Source organism: Pseudomonas fitomaticsae (assembly GCF_021018765.1).
Lineage (GTDB): Bacteria > Pseudomonadota > Gammaproteobacteria > Pseudomonadales > Pseudomonadaceae > Aquipseudomonas > Aquipseudomonas fitomaticsae.
On sequence record NZ_CP075567.1, the window covers coordinates 5,682,501 to 5,708,914 of the forward strand.

Annotated in this window: 26 protein-coding genes; 11 read left to right on the forward strand and 15 right to left on the reverse strand. The window is 60.2% G+C overall.

The window, feature by feature from the left end; genetic code table 11:
• Nucleotides 1–20 precede the first annotated feature (20 nt).
• From msrQ to KJY40_RS25725, 6 genes are all read right to left on the reverse strand, one after another.
• The gene (gene msrQ / locus KJY40_RS25700; protein WP_064599436.1) at nucleotides 21–644 is read right to left on the reverse strand and encodes a protein-methionine-sulfoxide reductase heme-binding subunit MsrQ; all 624 of its coding nucleotides are present in this window, start codon (nucleotides 642–644) and stop codon (nucleotides 21–23) included.
• Nucleotides 644–1,657, reverse strand: coding sequence for a protein-methionine-sulfoxide reductase catalytic subunit MsrP (msrP, locus tag KJY40_RS25705; RefSeq protein WP_230733533.1), 1,014 nt, complete (start codon nucleotides 1,655–1,657; stop codon nucleotides 644–646). The genes msrQ and msrP overlap by 1 nt, the downstream gene beginning before the upstream one ends.
• A 62-nt stretch (nucleotides 1,658–1,719) precedes the next feature.
• On the reverse strand, nucleotides 1,720–2,577 hold the full coding sequence (gene pssA / locus KJY40_RS25710) for a CDP-diacylglycerol--serine O-phosphatidyltransferase (protein ID WP_007959662.1): 858 nt from the start codon (nucleotides 2,575–2,577) through the stop codon (nucleotides 1,720–1,722).
• 147 nt (nucleotides 2,578–2,724) lie between these two features.
• Entirely contained in the window at nucleotides 2,725–3,741 is a 1,017-nt protein-coding gene (gene ilvC, locus KJY40_RS25715) for a ketol-acid reductoisomerase (protein ID WP_007959661.1), read from the reverse strand.
• A 48-nt stretch (nucleotides 3,742–3,789) separates the two neighbouring features.
• A complete protein-coding gene (gene ilvN, locus KJY40_RS25720) occupies nucleotides 3,790–4,281 on the reverse strand; it encodes an acetolactate synthase small subunit (protein ID WP_003176102.1) in 492 nt (163 codons plus the stop codon).
• Between the two features lie 2 nt (nucleotides 4,282–4,283).
• Nucleotides 4,284–6,008 carry an acetolactate synthase 3 large subunit gene (locus KJY40_RS25725; RefSeq protein ID WP_230733534.1) on the reverse strand — a complete coding sequence of 575 codons (1,725 nt, stop codon included), beginning with the start codon at nucleotides 6,006–6,008 and terminating at the stop codon, nucleotides 4,284–4,286.
• Nucleotides 6,009–6,408: 400 nt separating this feature from the next.
• Between KJY40_RS25725 and KJY40_RS25730 the strand changes: the two genes are divergently transcribed.
• The gene (locus KJY40_RS25730; RefSeq protein ID WP_230733535.1) at nucleotides 6,409–6,825 is read left to right on the forward strand and encodes a DUF4124 domain-containing protein; all 417 of its coding nucleotides are present in this window, start codon (nucleotides 6,409–6,411) and stop codon (nucleotides 6,823–6,825) included.
• Between the two features lie 18 nt (nucleotides 6,826–6,843).
• Here KJY40_RS25730 and KJY40_RS25735 read toward each other — a convergent pair whose 3' ends face one another.
• The 3 genes from KJY40_RS25735 to mrcB are packed head-to-tail and all read right to left on the reverse strand — an operon-like array spanning nucleotide 6,844 to nucleotide 10,266.
• Nucleotides 6,844–7,179, reverse strand: a complete 336-nt coding sequence (locus KJY40_RS25735) for a YqcC family protein (protein ID WP_064599443.1) — start codon at nucleotides 7,177–7,179, stop codon at nucleotides 6,844–6,846.
• Nucleotides 7,179–7,925, reverse strand: coding sequence for a tetratricopeptide repeat protein (locus KJY40_RS25740; RefSeq protein WP_127799936.1), 747 nt, complete (start codon nucleotides 7,923–7,925; stop codon nucleotides 7,179–7,181). Before KJY40_RS25740 ends, KJY40_RS25735 begins: the two co-directional genes overlap by 1 nt.
• 16 nt (nucleotides 7,926–7,941) lie before the next feature.
• Nucleotides 7,942–10,266, reverse strand: coding sequence for a penicillin-binding protein 1B (mrcB, locus tag KJY40_RS25745; RefSeq protein WP_230733536.1), 2,325 nt, complete (start codon nucleotides 10,264–10,266; stop codon nucleotides 7,942–7,944).
• 118 nt (nucleotides 10,267–10,384) lie between these two features.
• On the opposite strand from mrcB, the gene KJY40_RS25750 reads away from it, so the two are divergent.
• The 4 genes from KJY40_RS25750 to KJY40_RS25765 all read left to right on the forward strand — a co-directional run bounded on the left by KJY40_RS25750 (nucleotide 10,385) and on the right by KJY40_RS25765 (nucleotide 13,668).
• Nucleotides 10,385–11,941 carry a bifunctional aminoglycoside phosphotransferase/ATP-binding protein gene (locus KJY40_RS25750; protein WP_230733537.1) on the forward strand — a complete coding sequence of 519 codons (1,557 nt, stop codon included), beginning with the start codon at nucleotides 10,385–10,387 and terminating at the stop codon, nucleotides 11,939–11,941.
• Nucleotides 11,942–12,032: 91 nt separating this feature from the next.
• Nucleotides 12,033–12,377 carry a pentapeptide repeat-containing protein gene (locus KJY40_RS25755; RefSeq protein ID WP_007959639.1) on the forward strand — a complete coding sequence of 115 codons (345 nt, stop codon included), beginning with the start codon at nucleotides 12,033–12,035 and terminating at the stop codon, nucleotides 12,375–12,377.
• A gap of 220 nt (nucleotides 12,378–12,597) precedes the next feature.
• Nucleotides 12,598–12,870, forward strand: coding sequence for a TfoX/Sxy family protein (locus KJY40_RS25760; protein ID WP_003228231.1), 273 nt, complete (start codon nucleotides 12,598–12,600; stop codon nucleotides 12,868–12,870).
• 15 nt (nucleotides 12,871–12,885) lie between these two features.
• Nucleotides 12,886–13,668: a Crp/Fnr family transcriptional regulator gene (locus KJY40_RS25765; RefSeq protein ID WP_230733538.1), complete on the forward strand. Its 783-nt coding sequence runs from the start codon at nucleotides 12,886–12,888 to the stop codon at nucleotides 13,666–13,668.
• A gap of 227 nt (nucleotides 13,669–13,895) precedes the next feature.
• Here the strand turns inward: KJY40_RS25765 and KJY40_RS25770 are convergent, their stop codons facing one another.
• From KJY40_RS25770 to KJY40_RS25785, 4 genes are read right to left on the reverse strand one after another with little or no spacing between them, the layout of a single operon-like run.
• On the reverse strand, nucleotides 13,896–14,747 hold the full coding sequence (locus KJY40_RS25770) for a ChaN family lipoprotein (RefSeq protein ID WP_230733540.1): 852 nt from the start codon (nucleotides 14,745–14,747) through the stop codon (nucleotides 13,896–13,898).
• Nucleotides 14,748–14,768: 21 nt separating this feature from the next.
• The gene (locus tag KJY40_RS25775; RefSeq protein WP_230733542.1) at nucleotides 14,769–15,536 is read right to left on the reverse strand and encodes a heme ABC transporter ATP-binding protein; all 768 of its coding nucleotides are present in this window, start codon (nucleotides 15,534–15,536) and stop codon (nucleotides 14,769–14,771) included.
• The gene (locus tag KJY40_RS25780; protein ID WP_170928972.1) at nucleotides 15,536–16,519 is read right to left on the reverse strand and encodes a FecCD family ABC transporter permease; all 984 of its coding nucleotides are present in this window, start codon (nucleotides 16,517–16,519) and stop codon (nucleotides 15,536–15,538) included. Before KJY40_RS25780 ends, KJY40_RS25775 begins: the two co-directional genes overlap by 1 nt.
• Before the next feature lie 50 nt (nucleotides 16,520–16,569).
• On the reverse strand, nucleotides 16,570–17,442 hold the full coding sequence (locus KJY40_RS25785; RefSeq protein ID WP_230733544.1) for a heme/hemin ABC transporter substrate-binding protein: 873 nt from the start codon (nucleotides 17,440–17,442) through the stop codon (nucleotides 16,570–16,572).
• 162 nt (nucleotides 17,443–17,604) lie between these two features.
• Here KJY40_RS25785 and KJY40_RS25790 point away from each other — a divergent pair, with 162 nt between their 5' ends.
• Nucleotides 17,605–17,922 carry a Rieske (2Fe-2S) protein gene (locus tag KJY40_RS25790; RefSeq protein WP_230733546.1) on the forward strand — a complete coding sequence of 106 codons (318 nt, stop codon included), beginning with the start codon at nucleotides 17,605–17,607 and terminating at the stop codon, nucleotides 17,920–17,922.
• Here KJY40_RS25790 and sfsA read toward each other — a convergent pair.
• Nucleotides 17,919–18,632, reverse strand: coding sequence for a DNA/RNA nuclease SfsA (sfsA, locus tag KJY40_RS25795; RefSeq protein ID WP_221535420.1), 714 nt, complete (start codon nucleotides 18,630–18,632; stop codon nucleotides 17,919–17,921). The genes KJY40_RS25790 and sfsA overlap by 4 nt on opposite strands.
• Entirely contained in the window at nucleotides 18,632–19,804 is a 1,173-nt protein-coding gene (locus KJY40_RS25800) for a pyridoxal phosphate-dependent aminotransferase (protein WP_230733548.1), read from the reverse strand. The genes sfsA and KJY40_RS25800 overlap by 1 nt, the downstream gene beginning before the upstream one ends.
• A 334-nt stretch (nucleotides 19,805–20,138) precedes the next feature.
• Here KJY40_RS25800 and dksA point away from each other — a divergent pair, with 334 nt between their 5' ends.
• The 5 genes from dksA (at nucleotide 20,139) to KJY40_RS25825 (ending at nucleotide 26,213) form a co-directional block, all read left to right on the forward strand.
• Nucleotides 20,139–20,582: an RNA polymerase-binding protein DksA gene (dksA, locus tag KJY40_RS25805; RefSeq protein WP_007959616.1), complete on the forward strand. Its 444-nt coding sequence runs from the start codon at nucleotides 20,139–20,141 to the stop codon at nucleotides 20,580–20,582.
• 83 nt (nucleotides 20,583–20,665) lie between these two features.
• Nucleotides 20,666–21,562: a tRNA glutamyl-Q(34) synthetase GluQRS gene (gene gluQRS / locus KJY40_RS25810; RefSeq protein ID WP_230733550.1), complete on the forward strand. Its 897-nt coding sequence runs from the start codon at nucleotides 20,666–20,668 to the stop codon at nucleotides 21,560–21,562.
• Between the two features lie 77 nt (nucleotides 21,563–21,639).
• Nucleotides 21,640–21,816, forward strand: coding sequence for a hypothetical protein (locus KJY40_RS25815; RefSeq protein ID WP_003176118.1), 177 nt, complete (start codon nucleotides 21,640–21,642; stop codon nucleotides 21,814–21,816).
• Nucleotides 21,800–24,754, forward strand: coding sequence for a sensor histidine kinase (locus KJY40_RS25820; RefSeq protein ID WP_007959612.1), 2,955 nt, complete (start codon nucleotides 21,800–21,802; stop codon nucleotides 24,752–24,754). Before KJY40_RS25815 ends, KJY40_RS25820 begins: the two co-directional genes overlap by 17 nt.
• A gap of 22 nt (nucleotides 24,755–24,776) precedes the next feature.
• Nucleotides 24,777–26,213, forward strand: coding sequence for a sigma-54-dependent transcriptional regulator (locus KJY40_RS25825; RefSeq protein WP_085689794.1), 1,437 nt, complete (start codon nucleotides 24,777–24,779; stop codon nucleotides 26,211–26,213).
• Nucleotides 26,214–26,414 lie beyond the last annotated feature (201 nt).

Below are 26,414 nucleotides of genomic sequence, written 5' to 3' on the forward strand. Positions count from 1 at the left end.
TCAGAATCTGCCGTCAACTCTTAATTTCGCTTTTCCTGAAAAACCTGCTTTTTACCCATCAAACGCGGGATCCGGCGGGTCAATGGAGGAATACGCAGCGCCAAAAGGAAAACACCTATAAAGGCATAGATTGCCCACTCCTTAAGATCAGCACGCACAATCCACAACATATGCAGCAATCCCAGCCCGAGAATCACGTACACCAGCCGGTGCAACTTCTTCCAGCGCGTACCTAAACGACGCTGACTGTATCGGTTGGAGGTAACCGCCAACGCCAGCAACCCCAGAAAACCCAGAGCACCCACAATGATGTAGGGACGCTTGCGTAACTCGACACCCAGTTGCGACCAGTCGAAACCGAGAATGAACGCCATATAGCTGCAAAGATGCAGAACCACATAGGCAAAACACCAGAGCCCCAACTGACGGCGCACAGCAATCCACCCGGCCCACCCTGTAAGTTTCTGCAACGGCGTCATACTCAGAGTGATCAACAGCAATACCAATGTCCCAAGCCCCAATCGATCAACCAGGACTTTTCCCGGATCCGGCCCAAGCAGATCCGCAAAAGCCTGATAGAACCAGAACAGCGGCCAGATCGCCGCAGCCAGGAAAACGCCTACGCGCCAGATCGGATATCGCATCAGTAGTTCTTCCGCAGATCGAGCCCTGTATATAAAGAAGCGACCTCATCCGAGTAGCCGTTGAACATCTGCGTATCACGCACATTCGGCTTGAACAGACTGTTAGGCAATCGCCGCTCCCGCGCCTGAGTCCAGCGTGGATGGTCGACTGTAGGGTTCACATTCGCATAGAACCCATATTCATCCGCCGCAATGCTTTGCCAGGTTGTCTTTGGCTGCTCGCTGACCAGACTGATCCGCACGATGGATTTGACGCTCTTGAAGCCGTACTTCCAGGGCACCACCAGACGCAACGGCGCACCGTTCTGGTTTGGCAATTCGCGGCCATACATACCCACCGCCAGAATCGCCAAGGGATTCATCGCCTCATCCAGACGCAAACCTTCTACATAAGGCCAGTCGATCAGGGCAAATCCCGAACGCTGTCCGGGCATGCTCTTCGGGTCCTGCAAGGTTTCGAAGCGAATGTATTTGGCATTGGAAGTGGGCTCTACCTGCTTCAACAACGCCGAGATGGGGAAACCGATCCAGGGAATCACCATCGACCACGCCTCGACACAGCGCAGGCGATAAATACGCTCTTCCAGCTGGTAAGGCTTCATGAAGTCTTCCAGAGCATAACGCCCCGGTTTACCCACCTCCCCGTCCACGACAACACTCCACGGTTCGGTTTTCAACGAACCGGCATTGGCTGCCGGGTCACCCTTGTCGGTACCGAACTCATAGAAGTTGTTGTAATGGGTGGCGTCTTTGAAAGGTGTGATCGCCTCATCCTTGACGTTCACCGCCCCCCATTTGACAGAGGGCAGCTTCTCCGCAAACCAGGCGGGCGCCTTACCGGCTTCGACATCGGCATAGCGGGCAGCCTCTTCAGCACTGACCCAGCGCGGCAGACTGCTCATGGCTAAACCGGCCGCAGTGGCTCCGAGCAATTGTCGGCGAGAGAGATAAATGGATTCAGGCGTGACGTCCGACTCATGGCAGTCGGACGCTTTGGGGACTTTGATCAGCATGGCAACTCCGCAGCTTTGGAGGACAGATGCACCATAGACTGCGGAGTATGAGGGAAATTACATCACTCGGCGTGTTTGTGACGACGAAGATGCAGCAAATACTGCACCGGACCCGAAGCGGCGTAGGCGAGGAACACCAGCAGCAGAATGCGAGGCGGATCGCTGAACACCACGGCGAAGACCAGCACCACGGCAAGGATCGCCACGAAAGGCACACGCCCCTTCAAGTCCAGCTCCTTGAAACTGTTGTACTTGATGTTGCTGACCATCAGCATGCCGGCGGCGGCCACCATCAGCGCAACCAGGAATGACATCTTCGAACCCTGGATCCCGTAATCGCTGAACGCCCAGACAATCCCCGCAACCACACCGGCAGCAGCCGGGCTGGCCAGGCCGATGAAGTAGCGCTTGTCGGCGGTACCCACCTGAGTGTTGAAGCGCGCCAGACGCAATGCCGCACCCGCCACATAAATGAAGGCAACCATCCAGCCGACCTTGCCCATGTCACCCAGCGCCCAGCCGAATGCCAGTAACGCCGGCGCGACACCAAAGGCGACCATGTCCGACAGCGAGTCGTACTCGGCGCCGAAGGCACTTTGGGTATTGGTCATGCGCGCTACGCGACCATCAAGACCGTCGAGCACCATGGCGACAAAAATCGCGATGGCGGCAAAGGCGAAGTACTTGCTCGCATTCGCCGAGTCACCGGCGCTCAGCGCAGCCTGGGCACTCATCGAGTTGATGATGGAATAGAACCCTGCGAACAGGTTCGCAGTGGTGAACAGATTCGGCAGAAGATAGATACCGCGATGCCGGACCTTACGGCCTTCTGCGTCATGCCCTTCTTCGATGTGCTCATCGATGGGCAGCAGGCTTTCGGCGTCGGAAGCCTGGTTCGGCTCTTCGGGACGTTCGCTCATGGACAGTACCTTGCAACGGATTGGACATTTTCGACAGGTGTCTGGGACGACGGTTCGGCCACAAACGATGCAGCTTTATACCAGAACCGCCCGCCCATACGAAAAAACGCGGCCGAGGCCGCGTTTTTTCGTACAAGGTTCGACGACTTAGTTTTTGGCTTTGTCGACGATCTTGTTGGCACCGATCCACGGCATCATGGAGCGCAGTTGCTCGCCGATGATTTCGATACCGTGAGCGGCGTTGTTACGACGCTTGGCGGTCATCGAAGGGTAGCCGGTTGCGCCTTCGCTGATGAACATTTTGGCGTATTCGCCGTCCTGAATACGTTTCAGGGCGTTGCGCATGGCCTGACGGGATTCGGCGTTGATCACTTCCGGACCCGTCACGTACTCGCCGTATTCAGCGTTGTTGGAGATCGAGTAGTTCATGTTGGCGATACCGCCTTCGTACATGAGGTCAACGATCAGTTTCAGTTCGTGCAGGCACTCGAAGTAGGCCATTTCCGGCGCGTAGCCAGCTTCAACCAGAGTTTCGAAACCGGCTTTTACCAGCTCAACGGTACCGCCGCACAGAACGGCTTGTTCGCCGAACAGGTCGGTTTCGGTCTCGTCCTTGAAGGTGGTTTCGATGATGCCGGTACGACCGCCACCCACGCCAGCGGCGTAGGACAGTGCAACGTTCTTGGCGTTGCCCGAGGCGTCCTGGTAGATCGCGATCAGGTCAGGGATGCCGCCGCCTTTCACGAACTCGGAACGTACGGTGTGGCCCGGGGCTTTCGGCGCGATCATGATCACGTCGAGGTCGGCACGCGGAACAACCTGGTTGTAGTGGATCGCGAAGCCGTGGGAGAAGGCCAGGGTGGCGCCTTTCTTGATGTTCGGCTCGATTTCGTTCTTGTACAGCTGGGACTGGAACTCGTCCGGGGTCAGGATCATGACCAGGTCGGCGCCGGCAACAGCGGCAGCCACGTCGGTCACTTTCAGGCCGTGGGCTTCTGCCTTGGCAACGGTGGCCGAACCTTTACGCAGACCAACGGTAACATCGACACCGGAGTCTTTCAGGTTGCACGCCTGGGCGTGGCCCTGGGAACCGTAACCGATGATGGCAACCTTCTTGCCCTGGATGATCGACAGGTCGCAGTCTTTATCGTAGAAAACTTTCATGAATTTCCCCTTTATATCCAAGCCGTTCAGGCCATTCGCTAATTTGGTTTAGATGCTGAGTACTTTGTCGCCGCGGGCAATACCGGTGACGCCACTGCGGACGGTCTCCAGAATCGATGCGGTGCCGATGGACTGAATGAAGCTGTCGAGCTTGTCGCTGGTACCGGTCAGTTGAACGGTATAAACGCTGGCACTGACGTCGACGATCTGTCCACGGTAAATATCGGTGGTGCGTTTGATCTCGGCGCGCTGGGCGCCAGTGGCCTTGACCTTGACCAGCATCAGTTCACGCTCGATGTGAGCGCTTTCCGACAGGTCCACCAGCTTGACCACTTCGATCAGCTTGTTCAGGTTTTTGGTGATCTGCTCGATGACTTCATCGTGGCCGACCGTGGTCAGCGTCAGACGCGACAGGGTCGGGTCTTCGGTTGGCGCCACGGTCAGGCTTTCGATGTTGTAGTTGCGCTGCGAGAACAGGCCGACTACGCGAGACAAAGCACCGGGTTCGTTTTCCAGAAGCAAGGAAATAATGTGCCGCATGATTAGGTACGCTCCGTCTTGCTCAGCCACATATCGCGCATCGAGCCGTCTTTGATCTGCATCGGATAGACGTGCTCGCTGGTGTCGACCGAAATATCGATCACGACCAGGCGATCCTTCAGGGCGAACGCTTCTGCCATCTTCGACTTCAAATCTTTCGATTCGGTGATGCGCACGCCGACGTGGCCATAGGCTTCAGCCAGCTTGACGAAATCAGGCAAGGATTCCATGTAGGAGTGCGAGTGACGGCTGCCGTAACTCATGTCCTGCCACTGACGAACCATGCCCAGAACACCGTTGTTCAGGATGACGATCTTGACCGGCAAACCGTATTGCAGGCAGGTCGACAGTTCCTGGATGTTCATCTGGATACTGCCTTCACCGGTGACGCACGCAACATCGGTGTCAGGGAAGCTCAGCGCGATACCCATCGCGGCCGGCAGACCAAAGCCCATCGTGCCCAGGCCACCGGAGTTGATCCAGCGGTTCGGCTTGTTGAACTTGTAGTACTGCGCAGCAAACATCTGGTGCTGGCCCACGTCGGAGGTCACAAAGGCGTCGCCCTTGGTCACTTCGCACAGGGTTTCGATAACGGTCTGTGGCTTGATCTTGCTGCCGTCGCCCTTGTCGTAAGGGAACAGGCCGCGATCACCGCGCCACTCATCAACCTGCTTCCACCAGCTGGCAACGGCGTCCTTGTTCGGGGTTTCGCCGATTTCCTTGAGGATCGCGACCATTTCGGTCAGGACGCTCTCCACCGGACCCACGATTGGCACGTCGGCCTTGATGGTCTTGGAAATCGAAGCCGGGTCGATGTCGATGTGAATGATCTTGGCGTTCGGGCAGAACTTCGGCGCGCCGTTGATAACGCGATCGTCGAAACGCGCACCGACTGCCAGGATCACGTCGGCATGGTGCATCGCAAGGTTCGCGGTGTAGCTGCCGTGCATGCCGAGCATGCCGATGAACTGACGGTCAGTGCCAGGGTAGCCACCCAGGCCCATCAAGGTATTGGTAACCGGCAGGTTGAGCATTTGCGCCAGTTCGGTCAGCGGCGCGGAGCCGTTGCCGAGGATCACGCCGCCGCCGGAGTACAGCACGGGACGCTTGGCCGCCAGGAGCATTTCTGCCGCCTTGCGGATTTGCCCGGAGTGACCGCGAACGGCCGGGCTGTAGGAACGCAGTTTGGCTTTCTTCGGGAAGATGTATTCGAACTTCTCGGCCGGGTTGGTCATGTCTTTCGGGATATCGACCACGACCGGGCCCGGACGACCGGATTGCGCCAGGTAGAAGGCTTTCTTCATGACTTCCGGGATTTCCGAAGCGTGCTTGATCATGAAGCTGTGCTTCACGATCGGCCGGGAGATACCGATCATGTCGGTTTCCTGGAACGCGTCGGTGCCGACCATGGTGCTTGGCACCTGACCGGAAATGATCACCATTGGAATCGAGTCCATATAGGCAGTGGCAATACCGGTGATGGCGTTTGTGGCGCCTGGACCGGAAGTCACCAATACCACGCCGGCTTTACCGGTGGCACGGGCGTAGCCGTCAGCCATATGGGTAGCCGCTTGTTCGTGACGAACCAGGATGTGGGTCACTTCCGGTTCTTTGAACAGGGCATCGTAAACATGAAGGAGAGCACCACCCGGGTACCCGTAGATATATTTGACGCCTTCGTCACGCAAAAAGCGGACGAGCATCTCACCGCCAGATAAAAGCTCCACGTTGTTCACCTCTAAAACGCCAGAATACCGTCCACAAAAAAGCGAACGGGTCTTAATAGGTTTACTTCTCGGCAGAGCATGAGCGACGGTGGTCGCCGACTACGTCAGCACTGACTGAGCAAGTATTGGGATCGTCCCAAGTGTTGCGGGCCTTTCCCACCCAGCGCGAGGTAACGCGTTGCGGGTGTAACAGGTCGACGCGGATATGCGCCTCATGATCTGCCGAGAGGGTCTGCTTCTGGCAGTCCCTGTACAGCGGACTTTGGATTCTTCTGTTTCGCCCTCTCCAAGTCAAGCCGTCTATGTGCTTAATTGTGGGTAAGCACATGAGAACGCAAGAAAAAACCTGGAAACCGCTACTCTGTTAGCTTCAATTGCGCAGTTTTGCCAAGGAATCAGCATGCGAACGCTTCTCTTAACTCTGTTAATCGGCGCCAGCCCATGGTGTATGGCCGGTCAGATCTACAAATGGGTCGATGCCCAGGGCGTCACCCATTTCGATCAACAGCCACCACAAGGGCAGTCATCCACCGCCGTGAAGACGCCCTCCTCTCCCGCACCAATACCGGCCGCATTACCTGGCAGCGGCGCGCTGGGCGATCAGAAAGCCATCGATGACAAGGTCAAGAAGCAAGTGGCCGAGCAACAGAATCAGCTCAAGGCATTTTGCGAACAGGCGCGCACGAATCTCGCACAGCTGCAGAACAATCCGCGTTTGAGGGAGGAAGTAGAGGGAGAATTGCGGCGACTGAGCGACGACCAGCGTCAGCAACGTACTGCGGAGGCACAAAAACAGATTGCGGAAAACTGCCAGTAACGACTGGCAGCTCCCGGTTCAGCGCGAAGCGGTGATCAGCAGGTCGAACTCTTTGAGCAATACCTGAAGCTGCCGATCCTTGCCCTGCAGGTTGCGCTGGGCGAAAACCATCTCGGCCATTTCCTGAATGCCCGAGGCATTGGGCAATGGTAGATCCTGTTCGAGGATCATCTTCATCCGCGGCAGGAAGATCCATTGCAGCCATTGCTCGAAATCGAGGGTGTCGACCGAAAACGGCTCAACACTGCTCAGGGCTTCGACCGAGGGCTGGACGTCATCCCACCAGCCCTGGGCGCGCAATTCACGTTCGATCAACAGCAATTGATCGGCGACTTTGGAGAAACGACTGTCCATCACAGCGAAACCTTGGCCTTCTGACGGGCCAGAGTGGCGCCGGCGGAATCACCTTGTTTCTCACGTGCCTGAGCGATCAATTCCCACAGACTGGCCTGCAAGTCCGGACGACCATTGGCCATGGTCAGTGCCCGGCGAGCGGTCTGCTCGGCTTGCGGCGCATCGCCCTGGGCCATGCGCACCTGCGCCAGACGGTAAAGCACTTGCGGCTCGCGCGGCGCTACACGCTGGGCGCGTTCCAGGCTGGAGGACGCGCCGTTGAGGTCGCCACCGGCCTGCTGCTGTTGCGCAGTGCTCAACAGTGCGAGCACCGGACCGTCCAGTTGTTCATCGGCAGACAGACCGCCGCCACTGCTGGCCGAAGGGATGCCGCTCGGCGTCGAAGGCATGCTGTAGCTGCCGGAGCTGATCGGCGCCGACTCGACCGCAGACGGGTTATACGGCCCCGGCGTGATGCCGCCGGACGCCGGGCCCGGAACGATCGGCGAAGTGCTGATCGGTGCCGAAGCCGCTGCGCCGCCCGGCACCATCACCACCACACCGGTATCGCCTTGCGGGATCGCCTGGGTCTGGGCCTGTGCAGGACGCTTCACCGTCGTTTGACGGAAACCGCCGTTGGCCGAAATGCGCTCGCTGTTGGACACGGCGGTGCCAGAGTCCACAACCGGAATCGAACCACGCTGTACGGTGGAGCAGCCGCTGAGCAAAGCCACGGCGGTCACCGCTGGAATCAACCACTTGTTCACTTGAAACCCTCTTTGCTTAATTCATCCAGCCCTTGACCCAATCCATCACCGACTCGCCCGATGCCGGGCTTTCGCCCGCGCAGGAGGCGCCGGGTGGCGGTTCGCTGCCGCGAATATACGGCATCTGCACGGCGCCCGGACAGTTGGCATCGGAGCCTTGGCCGGTACGCGAATCGACCCAGGCCTGCACCACGTTATCCGGCTGCGGCATGTCCAGCGGCAGCGGGTCGGCCTTGCGCATGAAGCTGGTCCAGACCTGCAACGCACCGGTGGCCCCGGTGAACGGCGTCTTGCCGTTGTCGTCACGGCCGAGCCAGACCACCGCCAGCAGATCCTGACTGAAACCGGCGAACCAGCTGTCGCGCGAATCGTTACTGGTACCGGTCTTGCCCGCCAGTGTCAGGGTTCTTGGCAACACGTTATAAACCGAACTACCAGTACCTTCACGCATGACCCGCTGCATGGCGTTCTGGATCAGGTAGATCGAGGCCGGATCGAACCGTTGCTCGATCTGGAACGGATAGCGCTTGAGCGGCTCGCCCTCGGCAGTCAGCACGCTGCGAATCCCGCGCATCGGTGTATTGAAACCACCATTGGCCAGGGTCTGGTACATCGTCGCAACTTCGATCGGCGTCATGCCGCCAGCGCCGAGCAGCATCGACGGGAACGCCGGGAACTCACGGGTCACACCCAGGCGCCCGATGGTCTTGAGGACATTCGGAACACCCACCGCCAGGCCGAGACGCGAGGTCGACAGGTTGTAGGAGTGCGCCAGCCCTTGATAGAGGAACACCGTACCGTGGGACCGTCGGTCGTAGTTCTGCGGCTTCCAGACCTGTCCGTCTGCGCCCTTGATGGAAAGCGGATCATCCGACAGCCAACTGGTCAGCGTGTACTGGCTCGGTTTCTCCAGTGCCGTCAGATAAACCGCAGGCTTGACCAGCGACCCGATCGGCCGCACGGCGTCCAGTGCGCGGTTGAATCCGGCAAAACTTGCCTGACGGCTGCCGATCATCGCCTGGACTTCACCGGTTTCCGGGTTGGTCACGACCATCGCCGCTTCCACATCGTCGGAACCTTTGCGACCGGACAGACGCTTGAAGGTGTCGTTGACCGACGCTTCGGCTTTCATCTGCAGGATCGGATCGAAACTGGTGAAGATCCGCAGGCCTTCTTCGGTCAAGTCTTCGTCGCGATAGTCTTCACGCAGTTGGCGCTTGACCAGATCGATGAAGCCCGGGAAAGAACTGTCGGCCAACTTGCCGCGTGTGGTCACGCCCAGCGGCATTTTCTTCGCGGCGGCCACTTGTTCGGCGGAAGCGACGCCCTGCTGCTCAAGCACGTCGAGCACCAGATTGCGTCGTTCCAGCGCGCGCTCCGGGTTGCGACGCGGGTTGTAATAGGACGGACCTTTGACCATGCCGACCAACAGCGCGACCTGATGCAGCTTCAACTCGGACAAGGGCTGGGCGAAGAAGAACTGGCTGGCCAGACCGAAACCGTGCACCGCACGCTGGCCGTCCTGACCGACAAAGACTTCGTTGAGGTACGCCTCAAGGATTTCCTTTTTGTCGTAATGCAGCTCGAGCAGCATCGCCATCATCGCTTCGGTGAGCTTGCGGGTCAGGCTGCGTTCGTTGGTGAGGTAGAAGTTCTTGACCAGTTGCTGGGTCAGCGTACTGCCGCCCTGGGTCATCTTGCCGCCCGAAGTGTTCACCCAAACGGCGCGGGCAATCGATTTCGGCGACACGCCCCAGTGGCTGTAGAAATCCCGGTCTTCCACGGCAACCAGGGTCTCCAGCAGATACGGCGGCACCTGATCGAGCTTGATCAGAATCCGGTCTTCGAGGTTTTTCGGGTAGATACCTCCGATCATCAGCGGCTCCAGGCGTACCACGGAGAGCTTCGAACCGTTGGTCGCCGAGAGTTCGGCCACGTAATCGCCAGAGAAGCGCACGCGCACCGGTTGCGGTTTCTCGAGGCCTTCGTAGAACTGGAAGCCACGGGTATTCAGATCGACCGTGTTGCCATTGACCGCCGCCGCGCCGGGACCGTTGCTCACGGCTTCGCGGCGATAGCCCAGGGCATCGAGTTCAGTGAGGAAATCGTCCTTGCTCAGCTTCTGTCCGACGAACAGTTCGAGCGGACGCGCGTACACCTTGGCCGGGATGGTCCAGCGCTTGCCGGAGAACTTCTCCTGCACCACGGCATCGAGGTAAACGGCGAAGCCGGCCAGCACCACAAGGCCGACCAGACTGAGTTTAAGGGCCCAGCCCAACCATGGGCGCAGGCCCCGGGAAGCTGGTTTTTTTGGGGTACGGGGGGATCGAGTACGAGTCATGGCGGCGGATTATACGCACTTTATTCATACTCAACAGGAGCGCTCCGAGGTTTGCGTCGGGCTGGCGAGCGGCCATAATGACCGCCTTGAATTTCCCCCAGACTCTGAAGGATCGTCCGTGAGCCAGTCCCTGATCGCTGCCCTGCAAAACCCGGCCCTCTACCCGCACCCCGTCGAAGGGTTCCAGGTCATCGAAACCCATATCTCGTGGGTGCTGCTCACCGGCCCTTACGCTTATAAAGTGAAGAAACCGGTGAATTTCGGTTTCCTCGACTTCACCAGCCTCGATTCGCGCGAGCACTTCTGCGGTGAAGAGCTGCGCCTGAACCAGCGCCTGACCGACGATTTGTATCTGGAAGTGATTCCAGTCACCGGCTCTGCCGAAGCCCCGCAACTGGGTGGCGAAGGCCCGGCCATCGAATACCTGCTGAAAATGCGCCAGTTCCCGCAGACCGGCCTGCTCAGCACCCTGCAAGCCAACGGCGAGCTGACCACCGCGCACGTCGACGCGATGGCCGAGCAGATCGCCCGCTTCCACCTCAACGCGCCGAAAGTCCCGGCGGAACACGATGCCGGCACGCCTGAAAGCGTGATGGCGCCGGTGCGCCAGAATTTCGAACAGATCCTGCCGTTCCTCAGCGACAAGAACGATCTGCTGCAACTCGATGCCCTGCAAGCGTGGGCTGAAAGCAGCTTCGATCGCCTGAAGCCACTGTTCGCCCAACGCAAGGCTGACGGCTTCACTCGCGAATGCCACGGTGACATTCACCTGGGCAACTCCACGCTGATCGACGGCAACGTCGTGATCTTCGACTGCATCGAATTCAACGAACCGTTCCGCTTTACTGACGTCTGGGCCGACACCGGCTTCCTGGCAATGGACCTGGAAGACCGTGGCCTGAAATCCTTGGCCCGTCGCTTCATCAGCCAGTACCTGGAACTGACCGGCGACTATAAAGGCCTGGAAGTGCTGAACTTCTACAAGGCTTACCGCGCCCTGGTGCGTGCGAAAGTCGCACTGTTCAGCATGCCGGCCGACGCCACTCCGGTGCAGCGCGCCACCACCCTGCGCCAGTACCGCAACTACGCCAACCTGGCGGAAAGCTACAGCACCATTCCTTCGCGCTTCATGGCGATTACCCACGGCGTGTCCGCTGTAGGCAAAAGCCATGTTGCGATGCGCCTGGTGGAAGCGCTGGGCGCGATCCGCCTGCGTTCCGATGTCGAGCGCAAGCGTCTGTTCGGTGAGCAAACCGTTGCCAATGATGTTCAGGCCGGGATCTACAGCGCCGATGCCAGCACCGCGACTTATGCTCGCCTGCATGAAATCGCCGAAGTGATCCTGCACGCCGGTTTCCCGGTGGTGATCGACGCCACTTACCTCAAGCGCGAACAACGCGACAACGCCGCCAAGGTCGCCGAAGCCACTGGCGCGCCATTCCTGATTCTCGACTGCAATGCTCCGCAGGCCGTGATCGAGAGCTGGCTGGCGATTCGTCAGGCGGACAAGAAGGATCCGTCCGACGCGACCCTCGCCGTAATAGAAGCACAACAGGCCAACCGCGAAGCCCTGACGCCGGAAGAAATCCTGCGCAGCAAACGCGTGCAGACCAATGAATCCGGCACCCTGGACACCGTCGTGGCGCAGATCCGCCAGCGCCTGCCAGGTCTGTAAAAAACTATTTCGGCCGTGAAGCCCTCGCTCGCTTCACGGCCGTCAAATAGTGGCACTATACTGGCGTCATAAAACCAACAGGTGATTTGACATGAGCCAGCCGAAACTTCTCGACACCCCGCTTTATGCCTTGCTGCACAAGGACGACATCACAGGTTTCAACAATGAACGCCCGAAAGACGGCCCGATCGACATGGTTGGCGGTGATTTTCGCGGTCTTGACCTGCGTGAACTGAACGCCGATGGCGTGGATTTCCGGGACGCCTACTTCCGTTCCGCCGACCTGCGCGGCATCGACTTTCGCAACGCCTCGCTGGAAGGCGCGAGCCTCGCTCATGCGCAGATTTCCGGGGCCTACTTCCCGCCAGAGCTGAGTGCCGACGAAATCCTGATGTCGATGAATTTCGGTACGCGCCTGCGTTATCGCACTCGCTGAAGCTTTTAAAAACCTGAACCGTCCAGCGCCCCCGCTTTGCGCTGGACTGCGTGCTATTGGTAATTCTCCCGCGCCCTCCCCATCCTGATTCATCAGCGAAAACTGCGGTTTCTTAGAAGCGTTTGCGTCGAATCCGACCAAACAACCACGCTTTTCCTACTGATGGCTACACTCCTGAGAAGCTCGCCCACGCACCATTCGGCCGTCGCAAGGAGGCTTGATGAATGATGAACTGCAACACCTGAAGAATCTTGGCAAGACGTCGGCGCAATGGCTGCATGCCGTGGGCATCCATAGCGCCTCCGACTTGCGTCGCCTGGGCGCGGTGGATGCCTACCGGGCTGTGCGCACACGCGGGTTCCGGGCGTCGAAGGTGTTGTTGTACGCGATCGAAGGGGCGTTGATGGACGTGCACTGGAACGACATTCCCGCCGAACGCAAGGATGCGCTGAACAAGCAGCTGGAAGCCATTTCCTCTCGCCACAAGAACTGACGGGCACTGACCGCCATGTACCTGCTCGGGGAACAATCGGCCCAGGCCGATGCATTGATCAACCACTTGCAGAGCTTGCCTGCGCAATGGCTCGAAGGCCTGGCGCCGTGCGGGCCGGCCCTGGAAATGGAAGCCACGGATGATCTGTTGGCACGTTTGCCGGACGATCAGTTGTTCTTGCTCACGCAAGGTGTCATTACCGGCCGACTCAGTGGTCGCGGCTTGTTCTACTGGCACGAGGGAGATTTGATCGGCTTGCAGCAGGGACCGGAGTGGGCGGATTGCACGCTGTACTCAGACAACTCGCTGACATTACTGCCCTATCGCCGAAGCGATTTGTTTCAACATGTGTATAGAGACTCATCGCGCTCGGAGCAGTTTCTGCGCTACCTGCTCGGGCAAATGGCGCTGCTGGCTCACGCCGTTGCCGAGTTCAAGCCGCGTGAGTTTCGCAGCACCAATGGTTTCAAGCGGGTTGAAGCCGGAGACGTCCTGATTCGCGAGGGCGATGTCGCCGACCATGTGTTCGTGATTATCGAAGGACACGCCGAAGCATTTGTTAACGGGCACAAGGTAGGCGACGTCCCCAAGGATGAAATATTCGGCGCAATGGCGGTGTTCACTGGCGAGCCGCGCAATGCCACGGTGATTGCCCGGGAGGCGAGTACTGTGATGCTGATTCCAGGCGATCAGTTTCTGAGCATGACCCGCACCAATCCGAAAATTGCCCACAGCCTGATCGAAAGCATGGCGCGGCGTATCGATCAGCTCAACAAGCAGCTCACAGCCCAGACCTGACGCCCGTATTCACGGGGCGTTTACGCCATTGCCGGGACAAAACGACAGAAATGAAAAAACAGCAGTTGACTTGGTAATGAGAATCGCTATGATTATCACAACTGGTCGCGAGATCAGTCGATATTCTGAAAAGCCCTTGGTTCGGACTCTCAGATTATCTCCTCATCAGGCTAATCACGGTTATTTGACCCGGTTTTTACCGGGTCTTTTTTTTGCCTGTGGAAAAGTCATTTCTTGCCGAACTGTGTGCGCATCTCGGCACAGTAATCCGGCTTCGGTGTGGCCGGTGTGAACCAGACATAATCAGCCATCGCCGCCGTAATCTGACTGCCCTGCTCCGCCAGCATCAGCACCGTCGGCGCTTCGGGCGCCCCCAGATCCAGCACATGCAGCGGCACCCCCACATCCTTGCGCGCGTGATACGCCCCCGCCAATAACAAGGCAGGCGCGGGCGCCGCCAACAAACGCGAAGCCATGCGCCGATCCCGTTGTTGCTGAACGGCCAGCATCGCCGGCATTTGTGATGACGGCAGCAAGCCGCAGTGAGAATCGCCGATCTGCTCCAACAGCGTCTCTTTCACAGATTTGGCGTTGCTGCGCTCACCGCTCAGAACCGGCGGATCGCGGTAGAACGCGCGAATTTCGATGTTATCGAGGTTAGCCGCCAGCAACGGCCCGGGTTGCGTCAGGGCAAACCGCACAATCGGTCCGTAGAGATTCCAGTCCCAACCGTCCTGCCAGGCCAATGCAGCGGGAAGATCAGCCGGTGGCGTTGCGGCATGGCGCACGTCATCGACCCGTGACTGTTGATCGGGTGTCAGCATTTCCAGCAGGAGACTGCCCTGGGGTCGCGCTTCTTCGAGGTTCTGCAACAACCACAATTGAATGGCATGGTGATCGGCGTTGTCATGCTGTTCGCCAATGATCAGCCGCGACGGTCTGCTCAGTTGCGTCAGTAATTGCTGCGCCGTCAGACTCTCGCCGCTGCGCAGATCACGGATATCGCCCACGACCGGCGGCGCCGCAACATGCTGGCAACCTGCAAGCCACAACACCGCCAACAGCAAAATCCTGCGCATACCCTCACCTCGATGACGAAATCAGCGGGCGATGATCAGCGGATGCCCGCGCTCCGGGTGCGGTTGCACCAGCACTTCCAGACCGAAAACCGCCTTCAGCGATTCCGGGCGCAGCACCTGCTGCGGTGTATCCAGTGCGACCGGCCGCCCGCCTTCAAGCAGCAAGATGCGATCACAATAACGCGCCGCCAGGTTGAGATCATGCAAGATCACCAGCACCGCCGCGCCACGATCGGCAAATTCGCGCACCGCTTGCAGCGTCGTGTGTTGATGTAGCGGATCGAGCATCGAGGTCGGCTCATCCAGCAGCAAGGTCTGCCCCGCCTGCCCCGGCCAGAGCTGCGCCAGCACCCGCGCCAGATGCACCCGCTGACGCTCGCCGCCGGACAACGCCAGATAACTGCGGCCACTCAGGTGCCCGGCATCGGCCGCCCGCAATGCGGCAGCGACGATCTCATCATCGCGCACCCGCCCGCTCTGATAAGGCAGACGCCCCATGCCGACCACCTCTTCAACACGAAAGGCGAAATCCAGCGTCGATACCTGCGGCAACACCGCCAGCCGCTGGGCGCGCTGAGTGCCGCTCCAATGACTCAAGGCCTCACCGTCCAGCAGCACTTCCCCCTCGCTGACACTCAGCTCACCGCACAACGCGCCGAGCAAGGTGCTTTTGCCGGCACCATTCGGCCCCAGCACGCCAAGCACTTCGCCCGGTTCAAGTTGCAGGCTGACATCGGCCAGAACGGTCTTGCGGCCACGTCGGATGTGCAGATTGTGCGCACGCAACATCAGGCACGCCCTCGCAGCAGCAGATAAAGGAAGAACGGCGCACCGATGAACGCGGTGACGATGCCGATCGGCAGCTCCGCCGGCGCTAGCGCCAGCCGCGCCACCAGATCCGCCAGCAGCAACAGACTGGCCCCGGCCAGCACCGATGCCGGCAGCAGTACCCGGTGATCGGGTCCGGCGAGCAAGCGCACCAGATGCGGCACCACCAGCCCGACAAAACCGATCATGCCCGCCGCTGCAACCGCCGCGCCGACGCCCAACGCCGTGCAGAACACCAATTCACGCTTGAGCCGTTCGACATCGATCCCCAAATGCCCGGCTTCCGATTCGCCGAGCAACAACGCATTGAGCGCCTTCGCCCGACGTGGAAGCCAGAGTGCAACACCGGCGGTGATGATCAACAGCGGCCACAACCGCGCGTAACTCGCGCCGTTAAGGCTGCCCAGGTTCCAGAACGTCAACGTGCGCAATGTCGCGTCGTCGGCCAGATAGGTAAACAGCCCCACCGCCGAGCTGGCCAACGCCGTCAGAGCGATACCCGCCAGCAGCATGGTCGCGACATTGGTCTGCCCGTTGCGGCGACCGAGTCGATACACCAGCGCCGTCACGCCGAGCCCGCCAAGGAACGCGCAAACCGACAGCAGATAAGGCCCGAACCACTCGGGCAATCCGCCAAAAAACGAACCTCCGACAATCGCCACCGCCGCACCCAACGCCGCGCCACTGGATACACCCACCAACCCAGGATCGGCCAAAGGATTGCGAAACAGCCCCTGCATCGCCACCCCGGACAGCGCCAGCACACCGCCGACTGCCAGCCCGAGCAACGTACGCGGCAGGCGAATCTGCCCGAGAATCAGTTCAGCCTGTTCCAGCCCGTCCGGCGCCAGCGGCACACCGATCATGCGCAGCGCAGCGCGCAAGGTATCGAACAACGGCAGACTCACCGGTCCCAGCGCCAGCGACAGCCAGATCGCCAGCAGACACAGCAGGACCAGGCCGATAAACAAGCCACGAGGTTTGACCAGCGTGGTCATTGGCCGCTCTTGGCCGGGTAGAAACCGTCAGACAGGGTCTTCAGCGCAGCCGGCAGACGCGGCCCGAGGCCGCCCACCAGCAGCGTCGGGTCCAGCTCCAGCACGCGTCCGGTCTTGGCCGCACGGCTGGAATTGAGGATCGGATTTTCCTTGAACAGCGCCGCTTTCGCCGCCTCGCCGGTCAGCGCACGGTCAGCGAACACCAGCACTTCGGGATCGAGACTGGCCAGGGACTCCACGGAAAACGGCTTGTAACCGGTGTGGGTTGCAAGGTTGTGCCCGCCCGCCTGTTGCAGCAGCCAATCGGCGGCGGTGTCTTTGCCGGCGATCAGCGGTTTGCCGCCGGCATGCCCGAGCAGCAACAGCACCCCCGGCGCTTTCTGCCGGGTCTGCGCTTCAGCCACTCGCGCCTTTTGCGCATCGAGTTGCTGTTGATAACTTTGCAGCAATTGCGTGGCCTGGCTTTCGGCGCCCAGCAACTGCCCCAGATGGGTAACGTTTTTCTCCAGCGTTGGCAGATCCGGCTGAGCCGAGAACAATTCCACCTGCACCTTGGCGCTGCGAACCTGCGAGATCACTGGCGGCGGGCCCATTTCTTCGGTGCCGATGAGGATGTCCGGGCGAAGGCTGAGGATGCCTTCGGCCGACAGGCTGCGCTGATAGCCGATACTTGGCAGCAACTTGAGAGACTCGGGATGCTGGCTGGTGGTGTCGACGCCCACCAGTTTCGCCTCACCGCCCAGCGCACTCACCCACTCCGACAAGGCGCCGCCGGCGCTGACCCAACGTTGCGGCAACTCGGCCGCTGCAGCCTGGTGGCTGACCAAAAGTCCGACACACAGCACGGCAACGCGGGTACTCAGGCGCATAGACAGCTTCCTTGAAAGGTTTTCCCGGGCATCGGGACGGCAGGCCAAGTATCCTCGGCAGCGGTCACCTCGCCACGGGCGAAGGCGGCCATTTGATAATTGTTTGCATTTGAACGTCAAGCTCGGACATATCCGGACACGAGCCGACATTTGAGGATAGCCATGAAGTTTCTTTGCGCGGGTGCCGATCTGGTTGAGGACGGCAGTCGCGGTTTCGATATCCACGGAAAAAAACTGTTTGCCGTGCGCCGCGCGGGGCAGGCCTACGTCTATCTCAATCGCTGCCCGCATCGGGGCGTTGGCCTGGAATGGCAGCCCGACCAGTTTCTTGACCCGAGCAACAGCCTGATCCAGTGCGCCACCCACGGCGCACTGTTTCTGATCGAGGACGGTGAATGCGTCGCCGGCCCGTGCGCCGGGCAATCGCTGACGGCCATCCCTTGTCGTGAAGACGCGCAAGGGCTGTGGATCGATGTTTAACCGTTGAGCAGCACGTCCAGGCGCCGGTCGATCACCATTTCTTCATGGCTCAAACGCACGCCGTACGCCAGGACTTCGACCCCGCACGCCACCGCCTCACGCAGCGCAGCGGCGTAGGCCGAGTCGATCTCCTCGGCAGGACGCACCGCCTCGATACCCGTGAGATTGACGCAGTACAACTGCACCGCGCGAATCCCGTCCCGGGCCAGATGCGCCAGCTCACGCAAATGCTTGGCGCCGCGCTCTGTCACTGCATCGGGAAACGCCGCCACCGCCGTGCCGTCGAAACCGAGCGTGACGCTTTTCACTTCCACGTAGGCCGGGCCCGTTGGATAGTCGAGGCGAAAATCGATCCGGCTCTTTTCCTGTCCGTATGCCACTTCGCGCTTGAGCCCGGTAAACCCGTTCAATTCACTGATGACGCCGGCCTGCAAGGCTTCTTCGACCAGTGCGTTGGCGCGCCCGGTGTTCACGCAAAACAGCCGGCCCTGTGGAGTTTCCCCGACTTCCCAGGTGCCAGGCAGTTTGCGCTTGGGGTCATTGGAGCGACTGAACCAGACCTGCCCGCCCTCGACCTGACAATTGAGCATCGAGCCGGTGTTCGGGCAATGAATGGTCAGCAACTCGCCGCCAACGGTTTCGATATCGGCGAGAAAGCGCTTGTAACGGCGGATCAACCGACCTTCTTCGAGTGGAGGATGAAAGCGCATCAGCCTTGCCAGCTCTTCAAGCCACGGGCGATGCGTTCCACCGCTTCCTGTAAGCGAGGGAGATTTTGCGTGTAGGCAAAACGCACATGATGGCCGGCCTGATAGCGACCGAAATCCAGACCTGGAGTAAACGCTACATGCTCGGTTTCAAGGAAATGCCGGCAGAACGCGAAGGCATCGCCGCCGAACTGGCTGATATCGGCATACAAATAAAACGCGCCTTCTGGCTCTACGGCGATGTTGAACCCAAGTTCACGCAGTGCCGGCAGCAGGAAGTCGCGACGGCGGCCGAATTCGGCACGGCGCTCTTCAAGAATCGCGATGGTGTCCGGCTCGAAACAGGCCAGTGCCGCATGCTGGGCCATGCTTGGCGCGCTGATGTAGAGGTTCTGCGCGAGTTTTTCCAGTTCACTGACCGCCGCATCCGGCGCCACCAGCCAGCCGAGACGCCAACCGGTCATGCCGAAATATTTGGAGAAACTGTTGAGGACGAATGCACTGTCGTCCACTTCCAGCACACTGGCCGCGTCGGTGCCGTAAGTCAGGCCGTGATAGATCTCGTCCACCACCAGATGCCCGTGACGAGACTTGATGGCTGTGGATAACCCGGCCAGTTCATCGCGGGTCAGAATCGTACCGGTCGGGTTGGCCGGCGAGGCGACCAGCGCACCGACGCTGTCGTGATCCCAGTGGCGCGCCACCAGGTCCGGCGTCAGTTGATAGCGAACGTCCGGGCCCACCGGCACAAGCTGCGCCGCGCCTTCAACCAACCGCAGAAAATGCCGGTTGCAAGGATAGCCGGGGTCGGCCAGCAGCCAGTGTTTGCCCGGATCCACCAGCAACGCACTGGCCAGCAGCAACGCGCCGGAGCCGCCAGGAGTAATGAGGATCCGTCGAGGATCGATGTTCAGGCCGTAGCGCGTTTGATAGAAACCGGAAATCGCCTCGCGCAGCTCGGGAATGCCACGGGCCGCGGTGTAGCGGGTTTTCCCCGCCGTCAGGGCTTGCTGGCCGGCGCGGATGATCGGCTCGGCGGTGGTGAAGTCCGGTTCGCCGATTTCCAGGTGGATCACGTCGTGGCCGGCGGCCTGCAATTCATTGGCCCGCGCCAGCAACGCCATCACATGGAACGGTTCGATCGCACGACTGCGCGCACTGTAGGGCTGAGCCATTGGCCTTCCTTCAACGAGGGAAAAGAAACGATTCTACCCATCTGCCGGAACGAGCGAGAACCCGTAGCGGTCACAGCCTCAAGAACACTGGACTGTAACGACCCGAGCGTACGCTCCAGGATTGACTAAAATCAGTGATTGAGCAGGTCTGCAACATTGCCGGACATGGCTTGGCAAACATTTGCAAGCCCCACCGGCCGCGCGCTCGACATCCGGGAGTAGCGCGGGCCGAATTGATCTGGTAAGTTCGCCCGCTTGCAGCCGCAGGGCCGGCAGGTGTCGGTGATGGAGCAATCCTGCGCAATGGATTACAAGAGTAGAGGCGGTCCATTTCATGCCCACCCAAGCAAAGCAACAGGCAAGTCAGACACTCAGCGGTTTCGAACCCTACGTCCCGAAAGCGGGCGAAGAGTACATGGGCGCTCCAATGCGCGCGCACTTCACCAAGATCCTGACCAAGTGGAAACTGGACTTGATGCAGGAAGTCGACCGCACTGTTGATCACATGAAAGACGAAGCGGCCAACTTTCCTGATCCGGCCGACCGTGCCAGCCAGGAAGAAGAGTTCGCCCTCGAGCTGCGCGCCCGCGACCGCGAGCGCAAACTGATCAAGAAGATCGACAAGACCCTGCAACTGATCGAAGACGAAGAGTACGGCTGGTGCGACTCTTGCGGCATCGAGATCGGCGTCAAGCGCCTTGAAGCCCGCCCGACTGCCGACATGTGCGTCGACTGCAAGAACCTGGCGGAAATCAAGGAAAAGCAGGTCGGCAAATAATCCCGGCCTGAACGAAAAACGGAGCGTGCGAACGCTCCGTTTTTGTTTCTGCTGTTTTTTGACTCTCTAGTAGCATCGCTCTCATGACTGCCAACACCTCCCCCGCCTATATTGGCCGCTTTGCCCCGACCCCCAGTGGACACCTGCACTTCGGTTCGCTGGTAGCGGCGCTCGCTTCTTATCTGGATGCCCGCTCGGTGAATGGCCGCTGGCTGGTGCGCATGGAAGACCTCGATCCGCCTCGCGAGGAACCGGGCGCGCAAGCGGCGATTCTCAAGGCGCTGGAAAGCTATGGCTTCGAATGGGACGGCGACATGGTCCGCCAGAGCGATCGGCACGAGGCCTACGCGCAAGTGCTCGACAGCCTGTTCAATCACGGCCTCGCCTACGCCTGCACCTGCTCGCGCAAACAACTGGAGCCGTACCACGGCATTTATCCGGGACTGTGCCGCAATGCCGGCCATGGCCAGGAAGACGCGGCAATTCGCCTGCGCGTGCCGGAGCTGGAATACCACTTCATCGACCGGGTGCAGGGCGAATACCGCCAGCATCTGGGCCGTGACGTGGGTGATTTCGTGATCCGCCGCCGCGACGGCCTCTACGCTTACCAACTGGCGGTGGTACTGGACGACGCCTGGCAGGGCATCACCGACATCGTGCGCGGCGCCGATCTGCTCGACTCCACACCGCGTCAGCTCTATATGCAGGAACTGCTGGGCCTGCGCCAACCGCGCTATCTGCATTTGCCCCTGATTACCCAGCCGGACGGCAACAAGCTCGGCAAGTCCTATCGCTCGCCACCGCTGGAAGCCGATCAGGCCACGCCATTGTTGCTACGGGCCCTGCGCGCACTGGGGCAAAACCCGGGGCCCGAGCTGGCCCACGCCTCGCCGCAGGAACTGTTGAACTGGGGCAGCGCCCACTGGGATGCCTTGAAAATCCCGCGCACACTGACCTTGCCCGAAGCGCAACTGCTGTGACGACACTTGCAGTGGCGCACCCATCCGTTACCATCGCCGCACGTTTTCGGGCACGCGCATAAAAAAGAGAGGCCGGGATGTACATCTATCGCTTGGTCCTGCTTCTGGTCGTGGGGATCTACCTGTTTTCTCCCGCCATCATGGATTGGTGGATCGACGCTACGGGCGCCTGGTATCGCCCTTATCTGCTCTGGCTGATCCTGATTGTCGTGACCTTCATCCTGCAGAGCCAAAAAGATGCCGATGAGCTTTAGCCTGACCCAGATGCTGCTGATCAGCGCCGCCTACCTGGCCGCGTTGTTCGGCGTGGCCTGGATCAGTGAACGGGGCATGATCCCGCGGGCGATCATTCGCCATCCGTTGACTTACACCCTGTCGCTGGGGGTCTACGCCAGTGCGTGGGCGTTCTATGGCACGGTCGGCCTGGCTTATCAGTACGGCTACGGCTTTCTGTCCAGTTATCTCGGGGTATCCGGCGCGTTCCTGCTGGCGCCGGTGCTGCTGTATCCGATTCTGAAGATCACCCGCACTTATCAATTGTCGTCGCTGGCAGACCTGTTCGCCTTCCGCTTTCGCAGCACCTGGGCCGGTGCGCTGACCACGATTTTCATGCTGATCGGCGTATTGCCGCTGCTTGCATTGCAGATCCAGGCCGTGGCCGATTCCATCGGTATCCTCACCGGCGAACCGGTGCAGAATCGCGTGGCCCTGGCGTTCTGTGCGCTGATCATCCTGTTCACGATCTTCTTCGGTTCCCGTCATATCGCCACCCGTGAAAAGCACGAAGGGCTGGTGTTCGCGATTGCTTTCGAATCGGTGATCAAACTGGCCGCCCTCGGCGGCGTCGGCCTCTACGCGCTGTACGGCGTATTCGACGGCCCGCAACAGCTCGAACTGTGGCTGCTGCAGAACCAGACCGCCCTCGCCGCCCTGCACACCCCGTTGCAGGAAGGCCCGTGGCGCACGTTGCTGCTGGTGTTCTTCGCCTCGGCGATCGTGATGCCGCACATGTATCACATGACCTTCACCGAGAACCTCAACCCGCGCTCGCTGGTGAGTGCGAGCTGGGGCCTGCCGCTGTTCCTGCTGTTGATGAGCCTGGCCGTGCCGCTGATTCTCTGGGCCGGTCTGAAACTCGGCGCCACGACCAATCCGGAATATTTCACCCTCGGCATCGGCATCGCCGCCAACAGCAAGTCGCTGGCGTTGCTGGCCTATGTCGGCGGTCTGTCGGCGGCCAGTGGCCTGATCATCGTCACCACGCTGGCGCTGTCGGGCATGGCCCTGAACCATCTGGTGCTGCCGCTCTACCAGCCACCGGCCGAGGGCAATATCTATCGCTGGTTGAAATGGACCCGCCGGGCGCTGATCGTCGCGATCATCATGGCCGGCTTCTGCTTCTACCTGATGCTCGGCGCCGAGCAGGATCTGGCCAACCTCGGCATCGTCGCTTTCGTTGCCACCCTGCAATTCCTGCCGGGTGTGCTGTCGGTGCTGTACTGGCCGACCGCCAATCGCCGCGGCTTTATCGCCGGTCTGTTGGCGGGGATTGTGGTGTGGGTCGTGACCATGCTGTTGCCGCTGGTCGGCAATCTGCAGGGTTTCTATATTCCGCTGTTGAACATGATCTACGTGCTGGATGACACCAGTTGGCACATGGCAGCCATCGCCTCATTGGCGGCCAACGTCCTGATGTTCACGCTGATTTCACTGTTCACCAATGCCAGCCCGGAAGAGGCCAGCGCCGCCGAAGCCTGCGCTGTGGATAACGTACGCCGTCCGCAACGCCGGGAGCTGCATGCGGCCTCGCCGCAGGAATTCGCCACGCAACTGGCCAAGCCGCTGGGCGCCAAGGCTGCGCAGAAAGAAGTCGAACAAGCCCTGCGCGACCTTTATCTGCCATTCGACGAGCGCCGCCCTTATGCCTTGCGCCGCCTGCGCGACCGGATCGAAGCCAACCTTTCCGGCTTGATGGGCCCGAGCGTCGCCCAGGACATGGTGGAAACCTTCCTGCCGTACAAGGCCGGCGGCGAAAACTACGTCACCGAAGACATCCACTTCATCGAAAGCCGCCTCGAGGATTACCACTCGCGCCTGACTGGTCTGGCCGCCGAACTCGACGCCTTGCGCCGCTACCACCGCCAGACCTTGCAGGAACTGCCGATGGGCGTCTGCTCGCTGGCCAAGGATCAGGAGATCCTGATGTGGAACAAGGCCATGGAGGAACTGACCGGAATTGCCGCGCAGCGAGTGGTCGGCTCGCGCCTGAGCACCATCGCCAATCCGTGGAAAGATCTGCTGCAAGGCTTCATCCACTTGCCCGACGAGCACTTGCACAAACAGCATCTGGCCCTCGACGGCCAGACCCGCTGGCTCAACCTGCACAAAGCGGCGATCGACGAACCGCTGGCGCCGGGCAACAGTGGCCTGGTGCTGCTGGTGGAAGACCTGACCGAAACCCAGATGCTCGAAGATAAACTGGTGCACTCCGAGCGTCTGGCCAGCATCGGCCGACTCGCGGCGGGTGTTGCTCACGAAATCGGCAACCCGATCACCGGCATCGCCTGCCTCGCGCAAAACCTGCGGGAAGAGCGCGAAGAAGATGGTGAGCTGACAGAAATCAGCGGCCAGATCCTCGAGCAGACCAAACGCGTGTCACGCATCGTCCAGTCGCTGATGAGTTTCGCCCACGCCGGCAGCCATCAGCATAGCGACGAGCCCGTCTGTCTGGCGGAAGTCGCTCAGGACGCCATCGGCCTGCTGGCCCTGAACCGACGCAATTTCGAAGTGCAGTTCTACAACCTGTGCGATCCCGATCACTGGGTCGAAGGTGACCCGCAGCGTCTCGCCCAGGTGCTGATCAATCTGCTCTCCAACGCCCGTGACGCCTCGCCTGCCGGCAGTGCGGTGCGGGTCAAGAGCGAAGCCGGCGAACACACGGTCGATCTGATCGTCGAAGACGAAGGCAGCGGTATTCCGTCGAGCATCATGGACCGATTGTTCGAACCCTTCTTCACCACCAAGGATCCTGGCGAAGGCACCGGTCTGGGCCTTGCACTGGTCTATTCCATCGTTGAAGAGCATTATGGACAAATCACCATCGACAGCCCGGCTGATGTTCAGAGCCAGCGCGGCACCCGTATCCGGGTGACATTGCCGCGCCATGTCGAAGCGACGTCCGCTGTGAACTGAGACCGTCGAGAGTATCGAATCAATGCCGCACATTTTGATCGTCGAAGACGAAACCATTATCCGCTCCGCCTTGCGCCGCCTGCTGGAACGCAACCAGTACCAGGTCAGCGAAGCCGGTTCAGTGCAGGAAGCACAAGAACGCTTCAGTATTCCCACATTCGATCTGATCGTCAGCGACCTGCGACTGCCGGGCGCTCCGGGCACCGAACTGATCAAGCTCGGCCAGGGCACGCCGGTGCTGATCATGACCAGCTACGCCAGCCTGCGCTCGGCGGTCGACTCGATGAAGATGGGCGCGGTGGATTACATCGCCAAGCCTTTCGACCACGATGAAATGCTTCAGGCTGTCGCGCGGATCCTGCGTGATCGCCAGTCAGCACCTGCTGCCGGCGAAGCAGCTCCGGCCAAATCGGCCAATGGCAGCGGCAAATCCGCCATCGACAACAGCAATGGCGAAATCGGCATCATCGGCTCCTGTCCGCCGATGCAGGATCTTTACGGCAAGATCCGTAAAGTCGCCCCGACCGATTCCAATGTGCTGATCCAGGGCGAATCCGGTACCGGCAAAGAGCTGGTGGCCCGCGCCCTGCACAACCTGTCGAAACGCGCCAAGGCACCGATGATCTCGGTGAACTGCGCAGCCATCCCGGAAAGCCTGATCGAGTCCGAACTGTTCGGTCACGAGAAAGGTGCGTTCACCGGCGCCAGCGCCGGTCGCGCCGGTCTGGTGGAAGCGGCGGACGGCGGCACGCTGTTCCTCGACGAGATCGGCGAATTGCCACTCGAAGCTCAGGCTCGTTTGCTGCGCGTCTTGCAGGAAGGCGAAATTCGCCGGGTGGGCTCGGTGCAATCGCAGAAAGTCGATGTCCGGTTGATCGCCGCGACCCACCGGGACCTCAAGAGCCTGGCGAAAATCGGCCAGTTCCGTGAAGACTTGTACTACCGCCTGCACGTGATCGCACTGAAACTGCCGGCCCTGCGCGAGCGCGGCGCCGACGTCAACGAAATCGCCAATGCGTTCCTCGCTCGTCAGAGCGCCCGCATCAACCGCACCGACCTGAAATTTGCCGCCGATGCCGAACAGGCAATTCGTCACTATTCCTGGCCGGGTAACGTGCGGGAGCTGGAAAACGCCGTCGAGCGCGCCGTCATCCTGAGCGAAAGCCCGGAAATCTCTGCCGACCTGCTGGGCATCGACATCGAGCTGGGCGACCTGGAGGACGACGAATTCATTGGCCTGCCGGCGCAAACGGCCGGTAACGCCAGCAACAGCAGCCACGAACCGACTGAAGACCTGTCACTGGAAGACTACTTCCAGCATTTCGTACTCGAGCATCAGGACCACATGACCGAGACCGAACTGGCGCGCAAACTGGGCGTCAGCCGCAAATGCCTGTGGGAACGTCGCCAGCGCCTGGGCATTCCAAGGCGCAAGACCGGGGTCGCCAGCGAGAGCTGAACGTTACCTGTCGAGTGTGCGGGTTACCGTTGAAGATGTGAAAAAACTGTTACCTCAGTCTTTTCACGTAACAGAAGCCGGGGTTATCGGTAACGAAACCCCGGCTTTTTTTCGCCTTGCGAAAACGGTTATATCGATCTAACCCCTTGTTTTATTGGGGTTCGCAAAAGTTGGCACGGCACCTGCTATATGTTTGGTACA

What these genes read in the sequence shown, in the direction of transcription:
- msrP (WP_230733533.1), bottom strand. Translation starts at nt 1,657, where the DNA reads ATGCTGATCAAAGTCCCCAAAGCGTCCGACTGCCATGAGTCGGACGTC.
- KJY40_RS25815 (WP_003176118.1), top strand. Translation starts at nt 21,640, where the DNA reads ATGTACATCTATCGCTTGGTCCTGCTTCTGGTCGTGGGGATCTACCTG.
- KJY40_RS25825 (WP_085689794.1), top strand. Translation starts at nt 24,777, where the DNA reads ATGCCGCACATTTTGATCGTCGAAGACGAAACCATTATCCGCTCCGCC.
- KJY40_RS25785 (WP_230733544.1), bottom strand. Translation starts at nt 17,442, where the DNA reads ATGCGCCTGAGTACCCGCGTTGCCGTGCTGTGTGTCGGACTTTTGGTC.
- sfsA (WP_221535420.1), bottom strand. Translation starts at nt 18,632, where the DNA reads ATGCGCTTTCATCCTCCACTCGAAGAAGGTCGGTTGATCCGCCGTTAC.
- KJY40_RS25770 (WP_230733540.1), bottom strand. Translation starts at nt 14,747, where the DNA reads ATGCGCAGGATTTTGCTGTTGGCGGTGTTGTGGCTTGCAGGTTGCCAG.
- ilvN (WP_003176102.1), bottom strand. Translation starts at nt 4,281, where the DNA reads ATGCGGCACATTATTTCCTTGCTTCTGGAAAACGAACCCGGTGCTTTG.
- mrcB (WP_230733536.1), bottom strand. Translation starts at nt 10,266, where the DNA reads ATGACTCGTACTCGATCCCCCCGTACCCCAAAAAAACCAGCTTCCCGG.
- KJY40_RS25730 (WP_230733535.1), top strand. Translation starts at nt 6,409, where the DNA reads ATGCGAACGCTTCTCTTAACTCTGTTAATCGGCGCCAGCCCATGGTGT.
- KJY40_RS25800 (WP_230733548.1), bottom strand. Translation starts at nt 19,804, where the DNA reads ATGGCTCAGCCCTACAGTGCGCGCAGTCGTGCGATCGAACCGTTCCAT.
- KJY40_RS25765 (WP_230733538.1), top strand. Translation starts at nt 12,886, where the DNA reads ATGTACCTGCTCGGGGAACAATCGGCCCAGGCCGATGCATTGATCAAC.
- KJY40_RS25775 (WP_230733542.1), bottom strand. Translation starts at nt 15,536, where the DNA reads ATGTTGCGTGCGCACAATCTGCACATCCGACGTGGCCGCAAGACCGTT.
- ilvC (WP_007959661.1), bottom strand. Translation starts at nt 3,741, where the DNA reads ATGAAAGTTTTCTACGATAAAGACTGCGACCTGTCGATCATCCAGGGC.
- gluQRS (WP_230733550.1), top strand. Translation starts at nt 20,666, where the DNA reads ATGACTGCCAACACCTCCCCCGCCTATATTGGCCGCTTTGCCCCGACC.
- KJY40_RS25760 (WP_003228231.1), top strand. Translation starts at nt 12,598, where the DNA reads ATGAATGATGAACTGCAACACCTGAAGAATCTTGGCAAGACGTCGGCG.
- KJY40_RS25790 (WP_230733546.1), top strand. Translation starts at nt 17,605, where the DNA reads ATGAAGTTTCTTTGCGCGGGTGCCGATCTGGTTGAGGACGGCAGTCGC.
- KJY40_RS25755 (WP_007959639.1), top strand. Translation starts at nt 12,033, where the DNA reads ATGAGCCAGCCGAAACTTCTCGACACCCCGCTTTATGCCTTGCTGCAC.
- msrQ (WP_064599436.1), bottom strand. Translation starts at nt 644, where the DNA reads ATGCGATATCCGATCTGGCGCGTAGGCGTTTTCCTGGCTGCGGCGATC.
- KJY40_RS25820 (WP_007959612.1), top strand. Translation starts at nt 21,800, where the DNA reads ATGCCGATGAGCTTTAGCCTGACCCAGATGCTGCTGATCAGCGCCGCC.
- pssA (WP_007959662.1), bottom strand. Translation starts at nt 2,577, where the DNA reads ATGAGCGAACGTCCCGAAGAGCCGAACCAGGCTTCCGACGCCGAAAGC.
- dksA (WP_007959616.1), top strand. Translation starts at nt 20,139, where the DNA reads ATGCCCACCCAAGCAAAGCAACAGGCAAGTCAGACACTCAGCGGTTTC.
- KJY40_RS25735 (WP_064599443.1), bottom strand. Translation starts at nt 7,179, where the DNA reads ATGGACAGTCGTTTCTCCAAAGTCGCCGATCAATTGCTGTTGATCGAA.